This is a genomic window from Cupriavidus sp. 05T313 (assembly GCF_056396665.1).
Genome location: NZ_JBFTLX010000133.1, coordinates 1 through 18,698, shown reverse-complemented (window position 1 = coordinate 18,698; position 18,698 = coordinate 1). Strand labels below are relative to the sequence as shown.

Below are 18,698 nucleotides of genomic sequence, written 5' to 3'. Positions count from 1 at the left end.
GCGTGGATGCGGTCCGAGCTCTTTAGCGATTCAGTCGAATAGGATTTTCCGAGCGAGAACGCGTATCTCGCGCACGCTCCGAGTAGGCCAATCACCGCAAGAGTTTTCAGCGCTACGTAGATGAGGTTCTGTGTTGGCAGCTCCACTTGCTGGCCAGCCTTACTAAGACCCCACATAGCAAAGCCAATGCCGCTGACAAGAGACACGAACCCCAATCCATACCATGCGTAGCTGAGGATTCTGTCTCTAGATTCGAGTTTGCTCAACGACGAAATCGCGGTGCCGATGAATCCTGCGGCATTGCTTTGAATCTTCTCGGCGGCTCTTGTTGATTCGACCTCCTTCGCCGCTCGACGACCAATAAAGGCGGATATTGCACTCTCAATTTGTGGAACTATGGAATCTACATCTGCGTCAGGTTGGATAATGGCGTGAACATCCTGCATCGAAAGCGGCAATGGCGCGTTGTCGATAACAATAGGTATCAACAACATACGGTCCGATTCGTTAGCGTACGCTCGGGCTGCACCGACCTCCGTCAGAACATACTGGGACTTATCGGTTTTTTGAGAGAAGACAACAATGAATACATCCGATGTCTTGAGGCCATGGTCAAGCGCCGCTCTCCAGTTCACGCCTGGCGATAGCTCATCGACATCAAATGAGAGCGTATGGCCAGCGTCTTTGAGTCTGTCTGCAAGTCGCGATACAAAGGGTAAATCTTCGCGTTGATATGAGATGTAGACCTTCGCCATAATTTTAAGTTTGATTATCGTTCGTCATAAAAATTGGGCGCAGCCAGCTTCCTTGAGGGCCCAACGTCGGTCGACAAGTAGTGGCGCCTCGGCAAGTTGCACCCGTGCAATGGGCGCTGTCTAGCTTTGGTCTGGCTACGGAACAAACAGTGGCTCGAGAATGGCAACAGTAGAGTATGGATTAAGTCGAGCGAGATTGCTGCCCAGCAGAAGAGGGGCAGCAATAATGGTACCGGAGAGCTTGGCACCAGTACCAAGCCTCGGGCTGGGCGTATCTCCCTTTTGGCCATCGCTAGGCCGCGGACTCYGTTCCTTCAGCAGATACGACCCACTCTGGCAAACCCACCGAGCGAGCACTGCGCAATGCCCTCGAGGCCTTGATGCAGACAGACCCGGTCCCACGAGTGAAGCAGCGAGCAACTGCGCTGCTCGAACTCGCGCCAGCGTTCATAAGCGGCCATGCGCCAGGCAGCAGCAGGGAGCACTGACCGATGTCAATGCAACAGTTCACATTTGATGTGTTCGCCGACTACCACCAGTTCTACGTGCAGGACCGCGGCATCAACCCGGAAGCGCCGACTGACTGGACAGACGAGGACGTGGAGCGGCGAGCAAAGGTTGCCGACAACGTGGTGGTCATCTGCCCGCTCCGAAACATGACCGTTCCAGTTACCCTGGAGCTCCATGAGGCCGAGCCGGCCATCGACTAAACCGGCTACGACCATGCTGTTGGATGCTCTGTCGACCTGCCGACAGGCGAGCTCCAGGTTCACGAATGCACGGGCTCCGAAGTCCTGAGGCGAACCGTGAAGCCCGGAACCTACGCCGTACTTGCCCTCTATTCCGGCTTGGACACAATCGACGAGAGCGGCCTTGAGGGTGGTGACGCATACCGCCTCCGCCTAGTGCTTTGGCCGACGCCGTCTGCACAGCCCTTGACCGTCCTGAAAGCCTGGGTGGAATAGGATGAGCTGAACGCGCCTCGATTCGAGGGGGGCGGCTGGAGCTGCAGACTCATCGCTGTGAACAGAATCCCTTTGCGACACGGTGTGTCCGCTCAGCATGCTGCGCGAGTTCGGCCTGACAACGGGTCGCAGGGAATCTTAGTCTGCGGCGTGCGGGAATGGTAAGGCGGGTTTGGTTCCGTCGGACTCCAGTCGTTGCGCCGTCCTTGGCTCATCTTGCTAAAGCAGAGCGGGAAGTATAGCCAAAAAACGACATGCAGCTTAAATGTGCGTTTCGTGCTATACGAATAGAGTGGGGGGCTTTGGAGACACGGCGGGCACCCGCTGCGAGTGTCGCTCCGGTAGAAAATTAGCAGACCGATACGGGTTTGTATGCGATAAAGCACCGCGGGTTAGGGCCGTGCATGAAATCCAACGAAGCGCTTTATCTTGTACACGAAATCCAGCGAATTGCTTTACGCGAAGGGCGGCTTGAGCACCTGACCCATCAGAAAAGTCCAGCGAACCGGTTTATCTTTGACCAGAGAGTCGGTTTAGCTGACACGGTGAAAGCCGCGTGGGCTTTTTCCATTGGAGCCAGCCATGTTCGCACCGCTCGCCTTCGGCCTTTGGTGGGGCGTCTGTGCGGAGGCATGTTGCCCTGGCTCAATGGTTTCCCGGGGCAGCCCCGTACAGCGCAAGGGACGGCGAAACGTCTCCGCTGGCGGGCCGAGAGAATAGCTTGCCCGATATGCCGGGGGGTAGGCAACCCCATCGCGGCCCCGGATGCCCAGAGCGCTACCATCGGCACGATCTACGAGGGTGGCGAGTGGGATGCTGACGGCAACGTGGTCACGCCGCCAGCGGCTGTGCCTGGGTGGCACGTGAACCTGCGCCTGGAACGCCCGCTGGCCGCCGGCGAGGCGACGGCACTGGGCAGCATTGTCGTCGCGCCGGAGCCGGGGACGCCATATCGGGTGTGGGCTTCGATACTTGTCTGTATAGACAGATTTCCTAAAATTGTGGTGCAGACGGAAGGCGCCCGCCCGTCGGGGCGGGGCCTGCCAGTATCGATAGTTATGTTTGGGGTACATAACGAGATCTGGAGGCTACTATGGACCAGCATGCGCGCACATTGGTGGTGTTCTACCCCCTAGAAACAGGGGAATGTTCCTTTGCAGAAGTCAGCGGCCAGAGTGTCATTCACTTCGGTCCATTCGAGTCCCGAGAGCTTGCCGAGAAGCTCCTCGCGGACATGTATCCCGAAACGCCGATCGTGGAACTGCCGGAGCAGTCTGCGAAACTCGATGATGATCAGATAATGATCCTCGGATACGCCACAGCACAGCAGGTAGCGTTTCAAGAAGAAACCGGCGAGTAGCCTGCCGCACAATCGACTAAGCCACCTTCGGGTGGCTTTTTCATCCGGCCATTCCTGGACACCATCGCGGTGTCCGAGCTGGGCCGTGCGCTGCTGGCGAAGTCCGACAACGGGTACAACGTGCTGGTCGGCAGCATGCCGGCGGCGCCAATCCTGTTTCACAGCTACGCCGACCACCCGCGGCGGCTGATTCAGATCCAGCATGGCGACGGGCCGGGCCCGCGCTGGGGCTGGAACGGTGACGTGAAGCGCCCCACGTTCACGCCCAGCGTGCTGGTGCGCAGCGGCCACTACGTTCCCGGGTACAAGACCGGCGGCGACTGCTGGTGCGCCTACTACGCCGAGCACCCGGACGAAGAGCGCGATTTCGAGTGTGGCGTGTGCCACAGCTTTGTGATCGACGGCAGCATCCAGTTCCTGGGCGACTGCACGCATGCGCTGGCCGGCCAGACGGTGCCGCTGGCCGAGTTTCCGGAGGGCTGGGGATGCTGATGCCGACGATTCCATGGCGCGCTGCAGGATTGGCGGTGGTCGCTGAAACGCTGTTCGCCGCCGGCTGGACGGCGAACGGCTGGCGGAAGGACGCTGAACTGTCCGAGCTCACTGCCGCACGCTCCCAGGCGGATCTGGCAACCACGGATCAAGCGCTGCAGGATCTGCGCGCCGCCGGCGCCAGCATCCGCCAAAAGGCCGACGAGCTCGCCGGCATCCAATCGACTCTTGGCGCCAAGCTCGACGCCATCCGCAAGGATATGAAGAATGCGAGGCCCTTGCCTGTGGATTGCCGCCCTGACGATTTCCGGGTGCGCAAGCTGTCCGACGCCGTTGAGGCAGCCAAGCAAGCCGCCGCCGCTCGATAGCGCGCTGGCGGCGCCCGTGCGTAGTACCGGATCCGCCAGCGGCGGCCGACTATGACACCTGGCAGGACTGGGTTATGCGGGACTTGCTAGGTGCGCTGGGGGAGTGTGCAGCTTGGCATCGCAAGTTGGTCGAAGCGTGGCCCATGTAGGCCGCCGTTCAGCGCCTCTTGGCGACGGTGTCCAGAAAATTACGCCCGTGGTTGGTGAGACGAACTTGGCTACGGCCGTGTTTCGGTCGTTCCAGTCGTACGAGCTGCCGATGCACGAGGCTCTTGAGGTCGGCAGGGTCCAATTCGAGATTCCCGTCTGCACTTTCGAGAAGCATCAAGGCGGCGATTTCATGAGGACTGAGCATCTTCGTCTCCTGCGAAGGGGATAGGATTGTTGAAGGTCATGCAGCGGGCGGCTGCGCCGTTGAAAAGCTAACTCTCCATCTCCGTGTCCAACCTCGCAACGCAGGATACATTTCCTTACTGCGTATGACAAAGGGAAGTGAAGTCCCCGGTTCCTGCGCGCCTTGGAAGTGGCGTTAGCGCGATTCATCTTCTCAAATCGTAATGCCTGTGTCTGGATGTAACGTAGCCGGACCGACGCGGAACTCCGTCCTCTTGTTGCTTGTCCTTTTTGTATAGTGCGCGCGTGCCGCGATGTGGCATCGCCATGCACTATGACCCGCCGACCCGCAGAAGCACCAGCAGGAGACATTTAATGAAATCAATCCAAAAGATGTGGCTTGCTAGCGTTGTTGGGTTGCTTGCTGCTTCGGGCAATGCAGCTGCCAGGGGGGATGTGGGCAGAATACTGGCTGCAACGGATGGTGCGCCACCCATGAACAGTGCGCCTGGCACGCCTGGGCTTCCCGAGGCACCAAGCAATCGCACCGTGCCAAAGGATAACTCCACCGCAATGGGGAAATCTGCACCGTCTGCGGAGTCCTCGACGAAACTCAGCGACAGTGCCATCACGATGAAAGTGAAAGCCGAGCTTCTTGCCTCGAAGGTGCTCAGGCCCAACGGAATTCGAGTGCGAACTGAAAACGGTGTCGTGCACCTCGACGGCAAAGTGCAAAATGACTCGGAGAAGCTGACGGCCCTGAATGCAGTCCGTGCAGTGGATGGCGTGCAATCAGTGGTAGATGGCCTGCAGGTCGGGAAATAGGCTGGAGCAACTGCGCTAGTCGACGTGCTGCAGCCTGAAATCTCCGAGCAGGCGGTGGCTGACACTCGGCAGTGAAAACGCGCGGGATAGGTCCGTGATATTGCGCGCGAAAGGCGCCCCGCTGGTACCGAGGGAATGGCCGGGCGAAAGGGCTCGGGCTGGCCCCGCGCGGCCTGCGCGCAAATCTCAAAGCCGGCGCATCCCCGACTTGCTGTCATGGCGTCTCGCAATGACGAACTGCCTGTAGGACGAAATCCGGCATGAAATCAGTGCGCACCCGATAGCATGTGCGCATGGCTCGAAGGATACTGGACTACCCAGTTCGGATAAGCCCATGCTGCTCTTTGTGATCGTTACCCTCGCGGCAATTGGGGTGATCGCCATTGCGATTTCCCTTTTGAAATAGTGACGATGCGCTGCTTCAAGATGAAGTCGGAATGGCTCAGTCTAAGGCCGCGGTCGCAGATCCTCCGTAGGAGATGCTATGGCTTTCAAATACACCTTCATTGATGTAACCAACGCCACGCCCGCCGGCGCCCCCGTTCTCGTGGCTGAACTGACCGCAGACGCGCCCATGCCGCATCTCGCTCTTGGTGTGGTCATTCGCCTGCCGGACGCCGCCGGCAAGCCTTGGCTAGTGAAGGAACTGAGCCTGAGTCCGATGATCGAGATCAACGTGGTCGGCGCGGACCTGGCGGTCTTGGTCTATGTGACTGCCGGGTAAGCCTCCGGCTTTCGCGGACATCCACAAATGCGCTGCGTGGCTGTCGCGCAGCTATTCCCAGCGTCCTTGCTGGCAAGTGCCAGGTACTGCTGGACCTGACCGCATGCCAAGCAGGATGCTCCGTCGGGTACCGCGGTCAGCCTGCCGCAGCTCGGGCTCTTCGGGACCTCGCGCCCAAGCCCGGGGAACGTCTCTGGGATGCAGAACGCATCAGAGTCGAGGGAAGCGAGCCCGCAGCGGCGGCTTTACATAGGGCGGGCCACCCGGAATCGGTGGTGCTGCCCGCCTGCGTCGAAAGACAGGTACTCCGCTAGCCAGACCATTGCCCGGATCAAGGTCGGTGGCTGGCGTGACGGCGCCAGCGGTCCGATGCAGGTGGTGTCCGGCCCCATCGGCCGGCAACGTGGGTATTTCGAAGCGCCGCCAGCCAATCGCCTGGAAGCTGAAACAAGCCGATTTCTCGACTGGGTCAATGGCGCATCGAACGATCTACCTCTGCTCAAGGCAGGGCTCGGCCATTTGTGGCTCGTCACCTTGCATCCGTTTGACGACGGCAACGGCCGTATAGCCCGTGCGACCGGCGACCTGCTGCTGGCGCGCGCCGATGGCAGCCCGCAGCGTTTCTATAGCCTGTCGGCGCAGATCCGGCGGGAGCGCAAGGCCTACTACGATCTCCTGGAGCGGACCCAGAAGCGGTCGATGGATGTCACCGAGTGGCTGGCCTGGTTCCTCGATACGCTGCATCGCGCCGTCGATCAGGCGCAGGACACCCTTGATGTTGTGCTCGTCAAGACGCGATTCTGGCAGCGTTGGGCGACCACGCCACTGAACGAGCGGCAAGTGAAACTGCTCAACGGACTGCTTGATGGTTTCGAAGGCAAGCTCACCAGCTCCAAGTGGGCGGCGATCGCCAAATGCTCTCCAGACACCGCGCTGCGCGATATCACGGATCTGCTCGCACGTGGCATCCTGCGGAAATCGGATGCAGGCGGGCGCAGCACCAGCTATGAGTTGAACGACCTATCCGTGTAGGCGCGCCTCCGGGAAATGACTTGGCTCGTGGGTGGAACCGCGTCTCTATGCGGTTGGTCCGCGAGCACCAAGCGCACACTCTCGTCGCTGGCACACGCGTTGCCGCAACGCATACACCCCCAGTGGGCTTGGCTGCAGTGCCGGTATGCGCCAGTTCGTGTAGCGCGCAAGCGGCAACATAACCGATGCGTGCGCCTGCCGCGCATCGGCGAACCCCGGATGCGCTACGCGCCCAGGCAGCTCTCCCATCGCTAGGCCACGCGCCGCCCGGGCAGCAGCCCGGCGTACTCCCTCCCCAGGTACTCGGCCGTTTGTTCCAGCAGGAACGCCCGGCAGCCCTCGCTGGCCGGCATCAGCCGCTTGCTCGCCATGTGCGCGATATGCCAGACGCGCTCGATCGGCGTGCCCGCCACATCCAGCAGTGCAATCTCCTTGGTGCGCAATTCCAGTGACAGAGTGTGCAGTGACAACAGGCTGATGCCCATGCCTGCCATCACGGCTTGCTTGATCGTTTCATTGCTGCCCAGGGTGACCACTTTGGCCGGCGCGAACAGGTGGTGCTTGAACATTTGCTCGGCCACCGTACGGGTGCCGGATCCTGGCTCGCGCAGCAGGAAGGTTTCGTGGCGCAGTTCTTGCAGATCGAAGCCCCCGGCATCGCGTAGCGGATGCCGGGGCGAGGCCACGATCACGTGCGGATGCATGGCGATGGGTTCGGACACGGCGTCGAGTTCGCGCGGGGGCCGGCCCATCAGCGCGAGGTCGATCTCGTTGTCCTGCAGCAGGCGCAGCAGCGTTTCTCGGTTGCCTTCGGCAAAGCGCACGTCGACGTGCGGATAGCGCGCCGAGTAGCCGGCCAGCAGCCTGGGCGCGAAGTACTTGGCGGTACTGATCAGCCCGATGGAGATCGAGCCCTGGTCGATGCCCTTGACCGCCTGCAGGCCGTCCTCGGCGTCTTTCACCTCACCCAGGATGCGCGAGGCGTGATGCAGGAAGCGGTCGCCGGCCTCGGTCAGCGTGAGCTGGCGGCTGACGCGCTCGAACAGCGGGAGCCCGACCACGGACTCGAGTTGCTTGACCTGCATGGAGACGGCGGGCTGGGTCAGGTGCAGTTCCTCGGCCGCCCGCACGAAGCTGGCGTGCCGGGCAACGGTGACGAAGATCTGCAACTGGCGAAGGGTGAGGGAGCGGAGAAAGGACATGAGGTACGCACCACCTTGTCAGATAAGGGATCCCTTATATGCGGGCTAAGAATATCTGAATTTACCTTATGTGGATAGCTGGATATCTTTTCCCTCACACGCAGTCAATGCAGCCCATGCAGCCCATGTAGCCAATGCAGCCAACCCACGGGAAGGAAACCACCATGAACGCCCCTGAGACGATCCAAGCCACCGCCAAGCCCCGCAAGCGTTACGACGCCGGTGTGATGAAGTACAAGGAAATGGGATATTGGGATGCAGGCTACGAGCCCAAGGACACCGACCTGCTCGCGCTGTTCCGCATCACGCCGCAGGCGGGCGTGGATCCCGTCGAGGCTGCCGCCGCGGTGGCTGGCGAGTCGTCCACGGCCACGTGGACGGTGGTGTGGACCGACCGGCTCACCGCCTGCGATATGTACCGCGCCAAGGCCTACCGCGTGGATCCGGTGCCAAACAATCCCGAGCAGTTCTTCTGCTACGTGGCGTATGACTTGTCGCTGTTCGAGGAAGGCTCGATCGCCAACCTGACCGCCTCCATCATCGGCAACGTGTTCAGCTTCAAGCCGATCAAGGCGGCCCGCCTGGAAGACATGCGCTTCCCGGTGGCTTACGTGAAGACCTTTGCCGGCCCGTCCACTGGCATCATCGTCGAGCGCGAACGCCTGGATAAGTTCGGCCGCCCGCTGCTGGGCGCCACCACCAAGCCCAAGCTGGGCCTGTCGGGCCGGAACTATGGCCGCGTGGTCTACGAAGGGCTGAAGGGCGGGCTGGATTTCATGAAGGACGACGAGAACATCAACTCGCAGCCTTTCATGCACTGGCGCGACCGCTTCCTGTTCGTGATGGATGCGGTCAACAAGGCGTCCGCCGCTACCGGCGAGGTCAAGGGCAGCTACCTGAACGTCACCGCCGGCACCATGGAGGAAATGTACCGGCGCGCCGAGTTCGCCAAATCACTGGGCTCGGTGATCATCATGATTGACCTGATCGTGGGCTGGACCTGCATCCAGTCGATGAGCAACTGGTGCCGGCAGAACGACATGGTGCTGCATTTGCACCGCGCCGGGCATGGCACCTACACACGCCAGAAGAATCACGGCGTGTCCTTCCGCGTGATCGCCAAATGGCTCCGCCTGGCGGGTGTCGACCATATGCATACCGGTACCGCGGTGGGCAAGCTTGAAGGCGATCCGCTCACCGTGCAGGGCTACTACAACGTCTGCCGCGATGCCTATACCAAGACCGACCTGACGCGCGGATTGTTTTTCGACCAGGACTGGGCCTCGCTGCGCAAGGTGATGCCGGTGGCCTCGGGCGGCATCCACGCCGGGCAAATGCACCAGCTGCTCGACCTGTTCGGCGACGACGTGGTGCTGCAGTTCGGCGGCGGCACCATTGGCCACCCGCAAGGCATCCAGGCCGGCGCCACGGCCAACCGCGTGGCCCTGGAAGCCATGGTGCTGGCCCGCAACGAGGGGCGCGACATCGTCAACGAAGGGCCCGACATCCTGCGCGACGCAGCCAAATGGTGCTCGCCGCTGCGGGCAGCGCTTGATACGTGGGGCGATATCAGCTTCAACTACACGCCGACCGATACCTCGGATTTCGTGCCCACCGCGTCCGTGGCCTGAGCCCGCGCCGTACCTGACACCAACGAACAAGAGACGAGGACATCATGCGCATTACACAAGGCACCTTCTCCTTCCTGCCCGAACTCACCGACGCGCAGATCACCAGCCAGCTCGAGTACTGCCTGAACAAGGGCTGGGCGGTCGGCATCGAGTACACCGACGACCCCCATCCGCGCAATACGTACTGGGAGATGTTCGGACTGCCGATGTTCGACCTGCGCGACGCCGCCGGCATCCTGCTGGAGATCAACAACGCGCGCAAGACTTTCCCCAACCACTACATCCGCGTGATGGCCTTCGATGCGACGCATACGGTGGAATCGGTGGTGATGTCCTTCATCGTCAACCGGCCCGCTGACGAGCCGGGCTTTCGCCTGGTACGGCAGGAGGAACCGGGTCGCACGATGCGCTACTCGATCGAGGGCTATGCCGCGCAGGCTCGTCCCGAAGGTAGCCGCTACTAAGTCCGCAGCATCTCGTCGACACTCACGGAGGACACCATGTCAGCGCCGGAATCTCCCTCGCACCTGCAGCCGCCTGGCACGCTGGCGGATGTGCTCGCCAGCTCGGGAATCGCTGATTTGCTGGCACAGCTTGACCGCGAACTGATCGGGCTGGCGCCAGTGAAAGGGCGCATCCGCGATATCGCCGCGCTGCTGCTGGTGGACAAGCTGCGGGCGGCGCGCGGGTTCAGCGCCGGCGCGCCCAGCCTGCATATGTGCTTCACCGGCAATCCCGGTACCGGAAAGACCACCGTGGCCATGCGCATGGCGCAGATTCTCCATCAACTCGGCTACGTGCGCCGGGGGCATCTGGTGGCGGTCACGCGCGATGACCTTGTCGGTCAGTACATTGGCCACACCGCGCCCAAGACCAAGGAAATCCTGAAGAAAGCGATGGGCGGTGTGCTGTTCATCGACGAGGCTTACTACCTCTACCGGCCCGAGAACGAACGCGATTATGGCCAGGAAGCCATTGAGATCCTGCTGCAGGTGATGGAGAACAACCGCGACGACCTGGTGGTGATCCTGGCCGGGTACAAGGACCGCATGGACCGGTTCTTCGAATCCAACCCGGGCATGTCCTCTCGCGTCGCGCACCATATCGACTTTCCCGACTACCAGGTCGACGAACTGGGACAGATTGCGGACCTGATGCTTGGCGAGATGCAGTATCGCTTCGACGAGCAAAGCCGTGCGGTCTTTGCCGACTACCTTGCGCGCCGCATGGTGCAGCCGCATTTTGCCAACGCCCGCAGCGTGCGCAACGCGCTCGACCGCGCGCGGCTGCGGCACGCCTCCCGCCTGCTGCGGGATCCCGGCGTGGTCGCCGACGACCTCGCGCTGACCACCATCACCGCCCCCGACCTGCTTGCCAGCCGCGTGTTCGCGCCGGCAGCCCCGGCAGACCAATGAGGAGTGAGCCATGCAAGCCCTGATCTTCGATGTCGACGGTACCCTTGCCGATACCGAGTCCGCGCATCTCCAGGCCTTCAATGCGGCGTTTGCCGAAGTCGGCCTCGACTGGCGCTGGGACGTGGCGCTCTACACGCGGCTGCTCAAAGTGGCCGGCGGCAAGGAGCGGCTGCTGCATTACTGGCGCATGGCGGACCCCGAGGAAGCCCGCGGGAGCCAGGTGCGCGAGACCATCGAGGCGGTGCATGCCATCAAGACCCGTCACTATGCCGAGAGAGTCAGCGGTGGTGCGCTGCCGTTGCGCCCGGGCATTGCGCGGCTGATCGAGGAGGCCGGGCAGTCCGGCATGCCGATCGCGATCGCCACTACCACTACGCCGGCCAACCTAGATGCGCTGCTGCGCGCGCCGTTGGGCGTAGCTTGGCGCCAGCGCTTCGCCGTCATCTGCGACGCAGGCACCACCGCCGAGAAGAAACCGGCGCCGGATGTCTACCTGGCCGTGCTGGACCGGCTCGGCCTGGACTCGGCAGACTGCCTGGCGGTGGAGGATTCCGAGAATGGCTTGCGCGCCGCGCTGGCCGCGGGCATTCCCACCGTCATCACACCCACTGCCTATACCTCGCAGGACCGCTTCGACGGTGCGCTGCTGGTGCTCCCGCATCTGGGCGATCCGGAAGAACCCATGCCGCAGCACCTGCCGGGCGCGGACCACCGCTGGGCCGACCTGGCCGCTCTGCGCCGCTGGCATCGCGGCACCTTGTTCGAGGCAGCTTGATATGCATACCCATGACCATGCAAGCGGGAAAGGCACGGCGATTCGCCTGGCGCCGTCGATCCTGTCCGCAGACTTCGCGAGGCTGGGCGAGGAAGTGCGCGCGATCGAGGCGGCGGGTGCCGACCTCGTGCACTTCGACGTGATGGACAACCACTATGTGCCGAACCTGACCATCGGCCCGCTGGTTTGCGAGGCGATCCGTCCGCATGTGTCCATCCCCATCGACGTGCACCTGATGGTGGAGCCGGTCGATGCGCTGATCCCGATGTTCGCCAAGGCCGGCGCGTCGATCATCACCTTCCATCCGGAGGCTAGCCGTCATGTCGACCGCACCCTCGGACTGATTCGCGAGCATGGCTGCAAGGCGGGCCTGGTGTTCAATCCGGCCACGCCGCTGGACTACCTGGCGCATACGCTGGACAAGCTCGACATGGTGCTGCTGATGAGTGTGAACCCGGGCTTCGGCGGTCAGAAGTTCATTCCCGGCACGCTCGCCAAGCTGCGGGAGGTACGCGCGCGTATCGACCGGCACACGGACGCAGGCGGTCAGCCGGTCTGGCTCGAGATCGACGGCGGCGTGAAGCCCGACAACATCGCGGATATTGCCCGGGCGGGCGCGGATACCTTCGTTGCCGGCAGCGCGGTGTTCGGCGCGCCGGATACCGACGGTGGCTATCGCGCCATCCTGCGGCATTTGCGCGAAGCGGCGCAGACATAGCGCTGCCCAGGCACGCCAAGCAAAGACAGATAAAAAGAGGAGACCTGCCATGCCACATCAAAACCAGCCACACCGAATGACCTTGACGCAGTTCCTGATCGAGGAGCGCCGCCGCTATCCGCAGGCCAGCGGCGGCTTCAACGGCCTGATCCTCAACGTCGCCATGGCATGCAAGGAGATTGCGCGCGCCGTCGCGTTCGGCGCGCTGGGCGGCCTGCATGGCAGCGCCGACGGCGCCGTCAACGTCCAGGGCGAGACCCAGCAAAAGCTCGATGTACTGAGCAATACCACCTTCCTGCGCGTCAACGAGTGGGGTGGCTACCTGGCCGGCATGGCGTCGGAGGAAATGGCGGCCCCTTACCAGATTCCGTCGCARTATCCGCGGGGCAAGTACCTGCTGGTGTTCGATCCGCTCGATGGCTCATCCAATATCGACGTCAACGTCTCCGTGGGCAGCATCTTCTCCGTGCTGCGCGCGCCGGAGGGCGTGGATGCGGTGTCCGAGCTGCATTTCCTGCAACCCGGCACGGCGCAGGTAGCCGCCGGCTACGCCATCTACGGGCCCACCACCATGCTGGTGCTGACCGTGGGCAACGGCGTCAACGGCTTCACGCTCGATCCCAACCTGGGCGAGTTCTTCCTCACCCACGCCAACCTCACGGTGCCCGCGGACACGCACGAGTTCGCCATCAACACCTCAAACAGCCGCTTCTGGGAGGCGCCGGTTCGGCAATACATCTCCGAGTGCGTGGCCGGCCGGACCGGGCCGCGCGGCAAGGATTTCAACATGCGCTGGATTGCCTCGATGGTCGCCGAGGCGCACCGCATCCTGATGCGCGGCGGCGTCTTCATGTACCCGCGCGACAGCAAGGACTCGGCCAAGGCCGGCCGCCTGCGCCTGCTGTACGAGGCCAATCCCATCGCCTTCCTGATGGAGCAGGCCGGCGGGCGCGCCAGCACGGGCCGGCAGCCGCTGATGTCGGTCCAGCCCAGCGCCTTGCACCAGCGCATCGGCGTGGTCTTCGGCTCGCGCAACGAGGTGGAGCGGATCGAGCGCTATCACAGCGAGCCGCCCGGCGCCGAGCTTCCCAATCCCCTGTTCAACGAACGCAGCCTGTTTCGCGTTCCCGCCTGAGGTGCCCGGACATGTCCGAACGCTATCCCATCATCGCCATTACCGGCTCCTCCGGCGCCGGCACCACCTCCGTCACCCGCACCTTCGAGAACATCTTCCGCCGCGAAGGCGTGAAATCCGTGGTGATCGAGGGCGACAGCTTCCACCGCTACAACCGCGCCGAGATGAAGGTCAGGATGACCGAGGCAGAGCAGAGCGGCAATATGAACTTCAGCCACTTCGGCCCTGGCACCAATCTCTTCGGTGAGCTGGAAAACCTGTTCCGCACCTATGCCGAGTCCGGTACCGGCATGCGGCGCCGCTATCTGCACAACGCCGACGAGGCCGCCCCCTTCCAGCAGGAGCCGGGTACCTTTACCGCCTGGGAGCCGTTGCCAGAGGACGCCGAGCTGCTCTTCTACGAGGGCCTGCACGGCGGCGTGGTGACGGACGAAGTCAATGTGGCCCGCTATCCCGACCTGCTGATCGGTGTGGTGCCGGTGATCAACCTGGAATGGATCCAGAAGCTGTGGCGCGACCAGAAGCAGCGCGGCTACTCGAGCGAGGCGGTGACCGACACCATCCTGCGGCGCATGCCTGATTACGTGAACTACATCTGCCCGCAGTTCTCGCGCACCCATGTGAATTTCCAGCGCGTGCCGTGCGTGGATACGTCCAACCCGTTCATTGCCCGGGAGATCCCCGCGCCGGACGAAAGCATGGTGGTGATCCGCTTCGCCAACCCGAAGGGGATCGACTTCCAGTACCTGCTGAGCATGGTGCACGACTCCTTCATGTCGCGGGCCAACACCATCGTGGTGCCCGGCGGCAAGATGGAACTCGCCATGCAACTGATCTTCACCCCCTTTGTGCTGCGCATGATGGAGCGCCGCAAGCGCGCCGACGAGTAAGGAGCCGGCCATGAACGCACCAGAATGTATCGATCCGGCGGCGCGCTGCGCCAACGCACTGCGCTTCCTTGCCGCCGATGCGGTGGAGCAGGCCAGGTCCGGCCACCCGGGCGCGCCCATGGGTATGGCCGAGATGGCCGAGGTGCTGTGGCGGCGCCACCTGCGCCACAATCCCGCCAACCCGGCGTGGCCCGACCGCGACCGCTTCGTGCTGTCCAACGGCCATGCCTCCATGCTGCTGTACGGGCTGTTGCATCTGAGCGGTTACGCGCTGACGATGGCGCAGTTGCGGCAGTTCCGCCAGTTGCATTCGAGCACACCGGGGCATCCGGAAGTCGGCCACACGCCGGGCATCGAGACCACTACCGGCCCGCTTGGGCAGGGACTGGCCAACGCGGTCGGCATGGCGTTGTCGGAGAAGCTGCTGGCTGCCCGCTTCAATCGCGCCGGGCATACCATCATCGACCACCACACCTATGTGTTTCTCGGCGATGGCTGCCTGATGGAAGGCATCAGCCACGAGGCGTGTTCGCTGGCCGGAACATTGAAGCTCGGCAAGCTGATCTGCCTGTACGACGACAACGGCATCTCCATCGACGGCGAGGTGTCGGGCTGGTTTGCCGACGATACGCCGCGGCGCTTCGAGGCCTACGGCTGGCATGTGATCCCGAACGTCGATGGCCACGATACCCGCGCCATCGATGCGGCCATCCGCCAGGCCAAGGCGCAAGGCGAGCGGCCCACGCTGATCTGCTGCAAGACGGTGATCGGCAAAGGTGCGCCAGCCAAGGCCGGCGGGCATGAGGTGCATGGTGCGCCGCTGGGCCCGCAAGAGATCGCCGCCATGCGCGAAGCGCTGGGCTGGGACGCCGAACCCTTCGCGGTGCCGCCAGACGTGGCCGCCGCCTGGGACGCGCGTGCGCTGGGTGCCGGGCGCGAAGCCGACTGGAACGCGCGCTTCGCCTGGTACAGCACGGCCCATCCTGAGCTGGCCGCGGAGTTCCTGCGCCGCGATCAGGGCAAGTTGCCGGAAGCGTTCGAGGCCGGGCTGATGGCCTTGCTCGAAACGCCATCGGCCCTGCACGGCAAGATCGCCACGCGCAAGGCATCGCAGCTCACGCTGGAAGCGCTGACCGCCGCCTTGCCGGAACTGCTGGGCGGCTCGGCGGACCTGACCGGCTCCAACCTGACCGACGTGAAGGCCTCGGTCTGGGTCAACCATGCCGGGCAGGGCAACTATGTCAGCTACGGCGTGCGCGAGTTCGGCATGGCGGCGGTGATGAACGGCATGGCCCTGCACGGAGGGCTGATTCCATATGGCGGCACCTTCATGGTGTTCTCCGACTACTCCCGCAACGCCATCCGCATGGCCGCGCTGATGCGGCAGCGGGTGATCCATGTGCTTACCCACGACTCGATCGGCCTGGGCGAGGATGGGCCTACCCACCAGCCCGTCGAGCATGCGGCGAGCCTGCGGCTGATCCCGAACAACCAGGTCTGGCGCCCCTGCGACGGCGTGGAAACCGCGCTCGCCTGGCTGGACGCGGTGCAGCGCGGCGACGGGCCAAGCTGCCTGCTGCTGTCGCGCCAGGCGCTGACACCGTTCGCGCGCGATGCCGGGCAACTTGCCGGCATCCGGCGCGGCGGCTATGTGCTGCAGGATGTGGAGGCGCACCAGGCGGTGCTGATCGCCACCGGTTCGGAAGTGGAGATCGCCATGCGCGCGGCCGCCCACCTGGCCGAGGAAGGGATTCGCGTGCGGGTGGTGTCGATGCCCTGCGTGGAGCGCTTCCATGCGCAGGATGCGGCCTACCGGGAAGCGGTGCTGCCGGCCGGCGTGCCGCGCGTCAGCGTGGAGGCCGGCGTCACCTGGCCCTGGCGCGCGGTGGTGGGCGAGCAGGGCGCCACCGTGGGGATCGACACCTTCGGCGCTTCGGCGCCGGCCGATGCGCTGTACCAGCACTTCGGCCTGACGCCGGCGCGGGTCGCGGATATGGCGCGCGCTCTGCTGGGGAGGCCGTGATGCGCATCGCACCGGACCTGCCTTACACCGCGGTGCTGGTCGACCTCGACGGCACCCTGGTCGATACGGCGCACGACATCGTGGAGGCCGCCAACCGCATGCTGGACGAACTGGGCCGCGCGCCATTGCCCTTTGACACCATCAGCGGTTTTATCGGCAAGGGCGTGCCCAATCTGGTGCGGCGCGTGCTGGAGACCGCGGCAAGCGGCGATCGGGATGGCGCCGATTCCGCCGAGGCGGTGTTCCACCGCCACTATGCGGAAGTCAACGGGCACCTTGGCCGCGTTTTCCCCGGCGTGCAGACCGGGCTGGCGGCCTTGCAGCAGCAGGGCTACCGGATCGCGTGCGTGACCAACAAGCCCAGGGCGCTGGCAGCGCCGCTGCTGGCCGTGACCGGGCTGGCCAGGTACCTGGAGGTCCTGGTCGGCGGCGACTCGATCGCGCGGATGAAGCCGGACCCCGAGCCGCTGCGCCATGCTTGCCGGCTGCTGCAGGCTGATGAGAGGCGCAGCGTGCTGGTTGGCGATTCGGCGGTTGACGTGGCCGCGGCGCGCGCGGCGGGCATGCCGGTCTTCCTGGTGCGGTACGGCTATGCCGGCCCCGGCGGCGTTGCCGCGCTGGGTGGCGATGCGGTGATCGATTCGCTGGAAGACGTGCCGGCGCTGCTTGCGCCCGCGCGCCGGATGCTGGCCTGAGTCGGGCAGGGAGAGCGAAGCAGACCCACGATGGATCAAACCGCGCAGAGACCAGATAACCACACGCCTACCACATCCGCCAGGACCCACACCATGCCCCCCATCGGTAAAGTACAGACCCTATCGTCCTTGCTCACCGGCAGCGACCTCACCGGCAAACGCATCTTCATCCGTGCCGACCTCAACGTCCCCCGGGACGCCGCGGGCGAGATCACCGACGACACCCGCATCCGCGCCTCCGTGCCCGCCATTGAAGCCTGCCTGCAAGCCGGCGCGTCGGTCATGGTGACTTCCCACCTGGGCCGGCCGGTGGAGGGCGAGCCCGATCCGCGCCAAAGCCTCGCGCCGGTGCGCCGCCGCCTCTCGGCGCTGCTGAGGCGCGAGGTGCCGCTGCTGGCCGGTTGGGTCAACGGCGGCTTCGATGTTCCGCCCGGCCACGTGGTGCTGCTGGAGAACTGCCGCGAGAACAAGGGCGAGAAGTCCAACTGCGAGGAACTCTCCCAGAAGATGGCCAGGCTGTGCGACATCTACGTCAACGACGCCTTCGGCACCGCCCACCGCGCCGAGGCAACTACCCACGGCATCGCCAGATACGCGCCAGTGGCCTGCGCGGGCCCGCTGCTGGCCGCCGAGATCGACGCGCTGGGCCGTGCGCTGGGCCAGCCGGCGCGCCCGCTGGTCGCCATCGTGGCGGGCTCCAAGGTTTCGACGAAGCTCACCATCCTCAAATCCCTGGCCGCCAAGGTCGACCAGCTGATCGTGGGGGGCGGGATCGCCAATACCTTCATGCTGGCGGCTGGCCTGAAGATCGGCAATTCCCTCGCCGAGGCGGGCCTGGTGGCGGAAGCCCGCGCCATCATCGGCATGATGGCCGCGCGCGGCGCGGCGGTGRCCATTCCGGTGGACGTAGTGTGCGCCAAGACGTTCAGCGCCACTGCCGCCGGCACTGTGAAGCGTGCGGAAGACGTGGCGGACGACGACATGATCCTGGATCTCGGCCCGGACACGGCAGCGCAACTGGCCAGGCAGCTCATGGCTGCCGGCACCATCGTGTGGAACGGGCCGGTGGGTGTGTTCGAGTTCGACCAGTTCGGCAATGGCACGAGGGTGCTGGCCGAAGCCATTGCCACATCGAAGGCGTTCTCGATCGCCGGTGGCGGCGATACGCTCGCGGCCATCGCCAAGTACGGTATCGCGGAGCAGGTCGGCTATATCTCGACAGGTGGCGGCGCCTTCCTGGAATTCCTGGAGGGCAAGACACTGCCGGCCTTCGAGGTGCTGGAGCAGCGGGCGGCCGCCTGACGGGCGCCCATGCAATACCGAATTCACCGAATCAGCGTCAACTTACGGAGTTCCATCA

Annotated in this window: 19 protein-coding genes and 1 pseudogene; 17 read left to right on the top strand and 3 right to left on the bottom strand. The window is 63.9% G+C overall.

Features of this window, described 5'->3' with window-relative positions; all coding sequences use genetic code 11:
• Positions 1–755: toll/interleukin-1 receptor domain-containing protein (locus tag AC1DKD_RS25260; RefSeq protein WP_477143835.1), on the bottom strand; the 755-nt coding region annotated here is incomplete at its 3' end.
• Between the two features lie 497 nt (positions 756–1,252).
• Between AC1DKD_RS25260 and comJ the strand changes: the two genes are divergently transcribed.
• The 4 genes from comJ to AC1DKD_RS25240 all read left to right on the top strand — a co-directional run bounded on the left by comJ (position 1,253) and on the right by AC1DKD_RS25240 (position 3,940).
• Positions 1,253–1,465, top strand: a complete 213-nt coding sequence (gene comJ / locus AC1DKD_RS25255) for a competence protein ComJ (protein ID WP_441631609.1) — start codon at positions 1,253–1,255, stop codon at positions 1,463–1,465.
• Positions 1,466–2,813: 1,348 nt separating this feature from the next.
• Positions 2,814–3,080: a hypothetical protein gene (locus AC1DKD_RS25250; protein WP_441631611.1), complete on the top strand. Its 267-nt coding sequence runs from the start codon at positions 2,814–2,816 to the stop codon at positions 3,078–3,080.
• Between the two features lie 69 nt (positions 3,081–3,149).
• Positions 3,150–3,572, top strand: a complete 423-nt coding sequence (locus AC1DKD_RS25245) for a ubiquitination-like system serine protease family protein (protein ID WP_441631613.1) — start codon at positions 3,150–3,152, stop codon at positions 3,570–3,572.
• Positions 3,566–3,940 (top strand): hypothetical protein, encoded by a 375-nt coding sequence (locus tag AC1DKD_RS25240; protein ID WP_441631615.1) that lies wholly within the window; start codon positions 3,566–3,568, stop codon positions 3,938–3,940. Before AC1DKD_RS25245 ends, AC1DKD_RS25240 begins: the two co-directional genes overlap by 7 nt.
• Positions 3,941–4,097: 157 nt before the next feature.
• On the opposite strand, the gene AC1DKD_RS25235 is transcribed toward AC1DKD_RS25240, so the two are convergent.
• Positions 4,098–4,295: a hypothetical protein gene (locus AC1DKD_RS25235; RefSeq protein WP_441631617.1), complete on the bottom strand. Its 198-nt coding sequence runs from the start codon at positions 4,293–4,295 to the stop codon at positions 4,098–4,100.
• A 353-nt stretch (positions 4,296–4,648) separates the two neighbouring features.
• On the opposite strand from AC1DKD_RS25235, the gene AC1DKD_RS25230 reads away from it, so the two are divergent.
• The 3 genes and pseudogenes from AC1DKD_RS25230 to AC1DKD_RS25220 form a co-directional block, all read left to right on the top strand.
• Positions 4,649–5,098 (top strand): BON domain-containing protein, encoded by a 450-nt coding sequence (locus AC1DKD_RS25230; RefSeq protein WP_441631619.1) that lies wholly within the window; start codon positions 4,649–4,651, stop codon positions 5,096–5,098.
• Between the two features lie 484 nt (positions 5,099–5,582).
• Positions 5,583–5,822 (top strand): hypothetical protein, encoded by a 240-nt coding sequence (locus AC1DKD_RS25225; protein ID WP_441631621.1) that lies wholly within the window; start codon positions 5,583–5,585, stop codon positions 5,820–5,822.
• A gap of 321 nt (positions 5,823–6,143) precedes the next feature.
• Positions 6,144–6,854, top strand: a pseudogene (locus tag AC1DKD_RS25220) (Fic family protein); the annotation flags it as partial.
• A gap of 251 nt (positions 6,855–7,105) precedes the next feature.
• Here the strand turns inward: AC1DKD_RS25220 and AC1DKD_RS25215 are convergent.
• Complete coding sequence (locus AC1DKD_RS25215) at positions 7,106–8,056, bottom strand: LysR family transcriptional regulator (RefSeq protein WP_441631623.1); 951 nt, start codon at positions 8,054–8,056, stop codon at positions 7,106–7,108.
• Between the two features lie 164 nt (positions 8,057–8,220).
• Here AC1DKD_RS25215 and AC1DKD_RS25210 point away from each other — a divergent pair, with 164 nt between their 5' ends.
• The 10 genes from AC1DKD_RS25210 to AC1DKD_RS25165 all read left to right on the top strand — a co-directional run bounded on the left by AC1DKD_RS25210 (position 8,221) and on the right by AC1DKD_RS25165 (position 18,640).
• Positions 8,221–9,687, top strand: coding sequence for a form I ribulose bisphosphate carboxylase large subunit (locus tag AC1DKD_RS25210; protein WP_441631625.1), 1,467 nt, complete (start codon positions 8,221–8,223; stop codon positions 9,685–9,687).
• A 44-nt stretch (positions 9,688–9,731) separates the two neighbouring features.
• On the top strand, positions 9,732–10,151 hold the full coding sequence (locus AC1DKD_RS25205) for a ribulose bisphosphate carboxylase small subunit (RefSeq protein ID WP_276288579.1): 420 nt from the start codon (positions 9,732–9,734) through the stop codon (positions 10,149–10,151).
• Between the two features lie 36 nt (positions 10,152–10,187).
• Positions 10,188–11,102, top strand: a complete 915-nt coding sequence (gene cbbX, locus AC1DKD_RS25200) for a CbbX protein (protein ID WP_441631627.1) — start codon at positions 10,188–10,190, stop codon at positions 11,100–11,102.
• A gap of 10 nt (positions 11,103–11,112) precedes the next feature.
• Complete coding sequence (locus tag AC1DKD_RS25195; RefSeq protein WP_441631629.1) at positions 11,113–11,877, top strand: HAD family hydrolase; 765 nt, start codon at positions 11,113–11,115, stop codon at positions 11,875–11,877.
• 1 nt (position 11,878) lies between these two features.
• A complete protein-coding gene (rpe, locus tag AC1DKD_RS25190; RefSeq protein ID WP_441631631.1) occupies positions 11,879–12,595 on the top strand; it encodes a ribulose-phosphate 3-epimerase in 717 nt (238 codons plus the stop codon).
• 49 nt (positions 12,596–12,644) lie between these two features.
• On the top strand, positions 12,645–13,730 hold the full coding sequence (locus AC1DKD_RS25185; protein ID WP_441631633.1) for a class 1 fructose-bisphosphatase: 1,086 nt from the start codon (positions 12,645–12,647) through the stop codon (positions 13,728–13,730).
• A gap of 11 nt (positions 13,731–13,741) precedes the next feature.
• Entirely contained in the window at positions 13,742–14,620 is an 879-nt protein-coding gene (locus AC1DKD_RS25180; protein WP_035873561.1) for a phosphoribulokinase, read from the top strand.
• A 10-nt stretch (positions 14,621–14,630) separates the two neighbouring features.
• Entirely contained in the window at positions 14,631–16,643 is a 2,013-nt protein-coding gene (gene tkt / locus AC1DKD_RS25175) for a transketolase (RefSeq protein ID WP_441631635.1), read from the top strand.
• Positions 16,643–17,338 carry a phosphoglycolate phosphatase gene (gph, locus tag AC1DKD_RS25170; protein ID WP_441631637.1) on the top strand — a complete coding sequence of 232 codons (696 nt, stop codon included), beginning with the start codon at positions 16,643–16,645 and terminating at the stop codon, positions 17,336–17,338. The genes tkt and gph overlap by 1 nt, the downstream gene beginning before the upstream one ends.
• Before the next feature lie 93 nt (positions 17,339–17,431).
• Entirely contained in the window at positions 17,432–18,640 is a 1,209-nt protein-coding gene (locus AC1DKD_RS25165) for a phosphoglycerate kinase (protein ID WP_477143834.1), read from the top strand.
• The last annotated feature ends 58 nt before the right edge of the window (positions 18,641–18,698 follow it).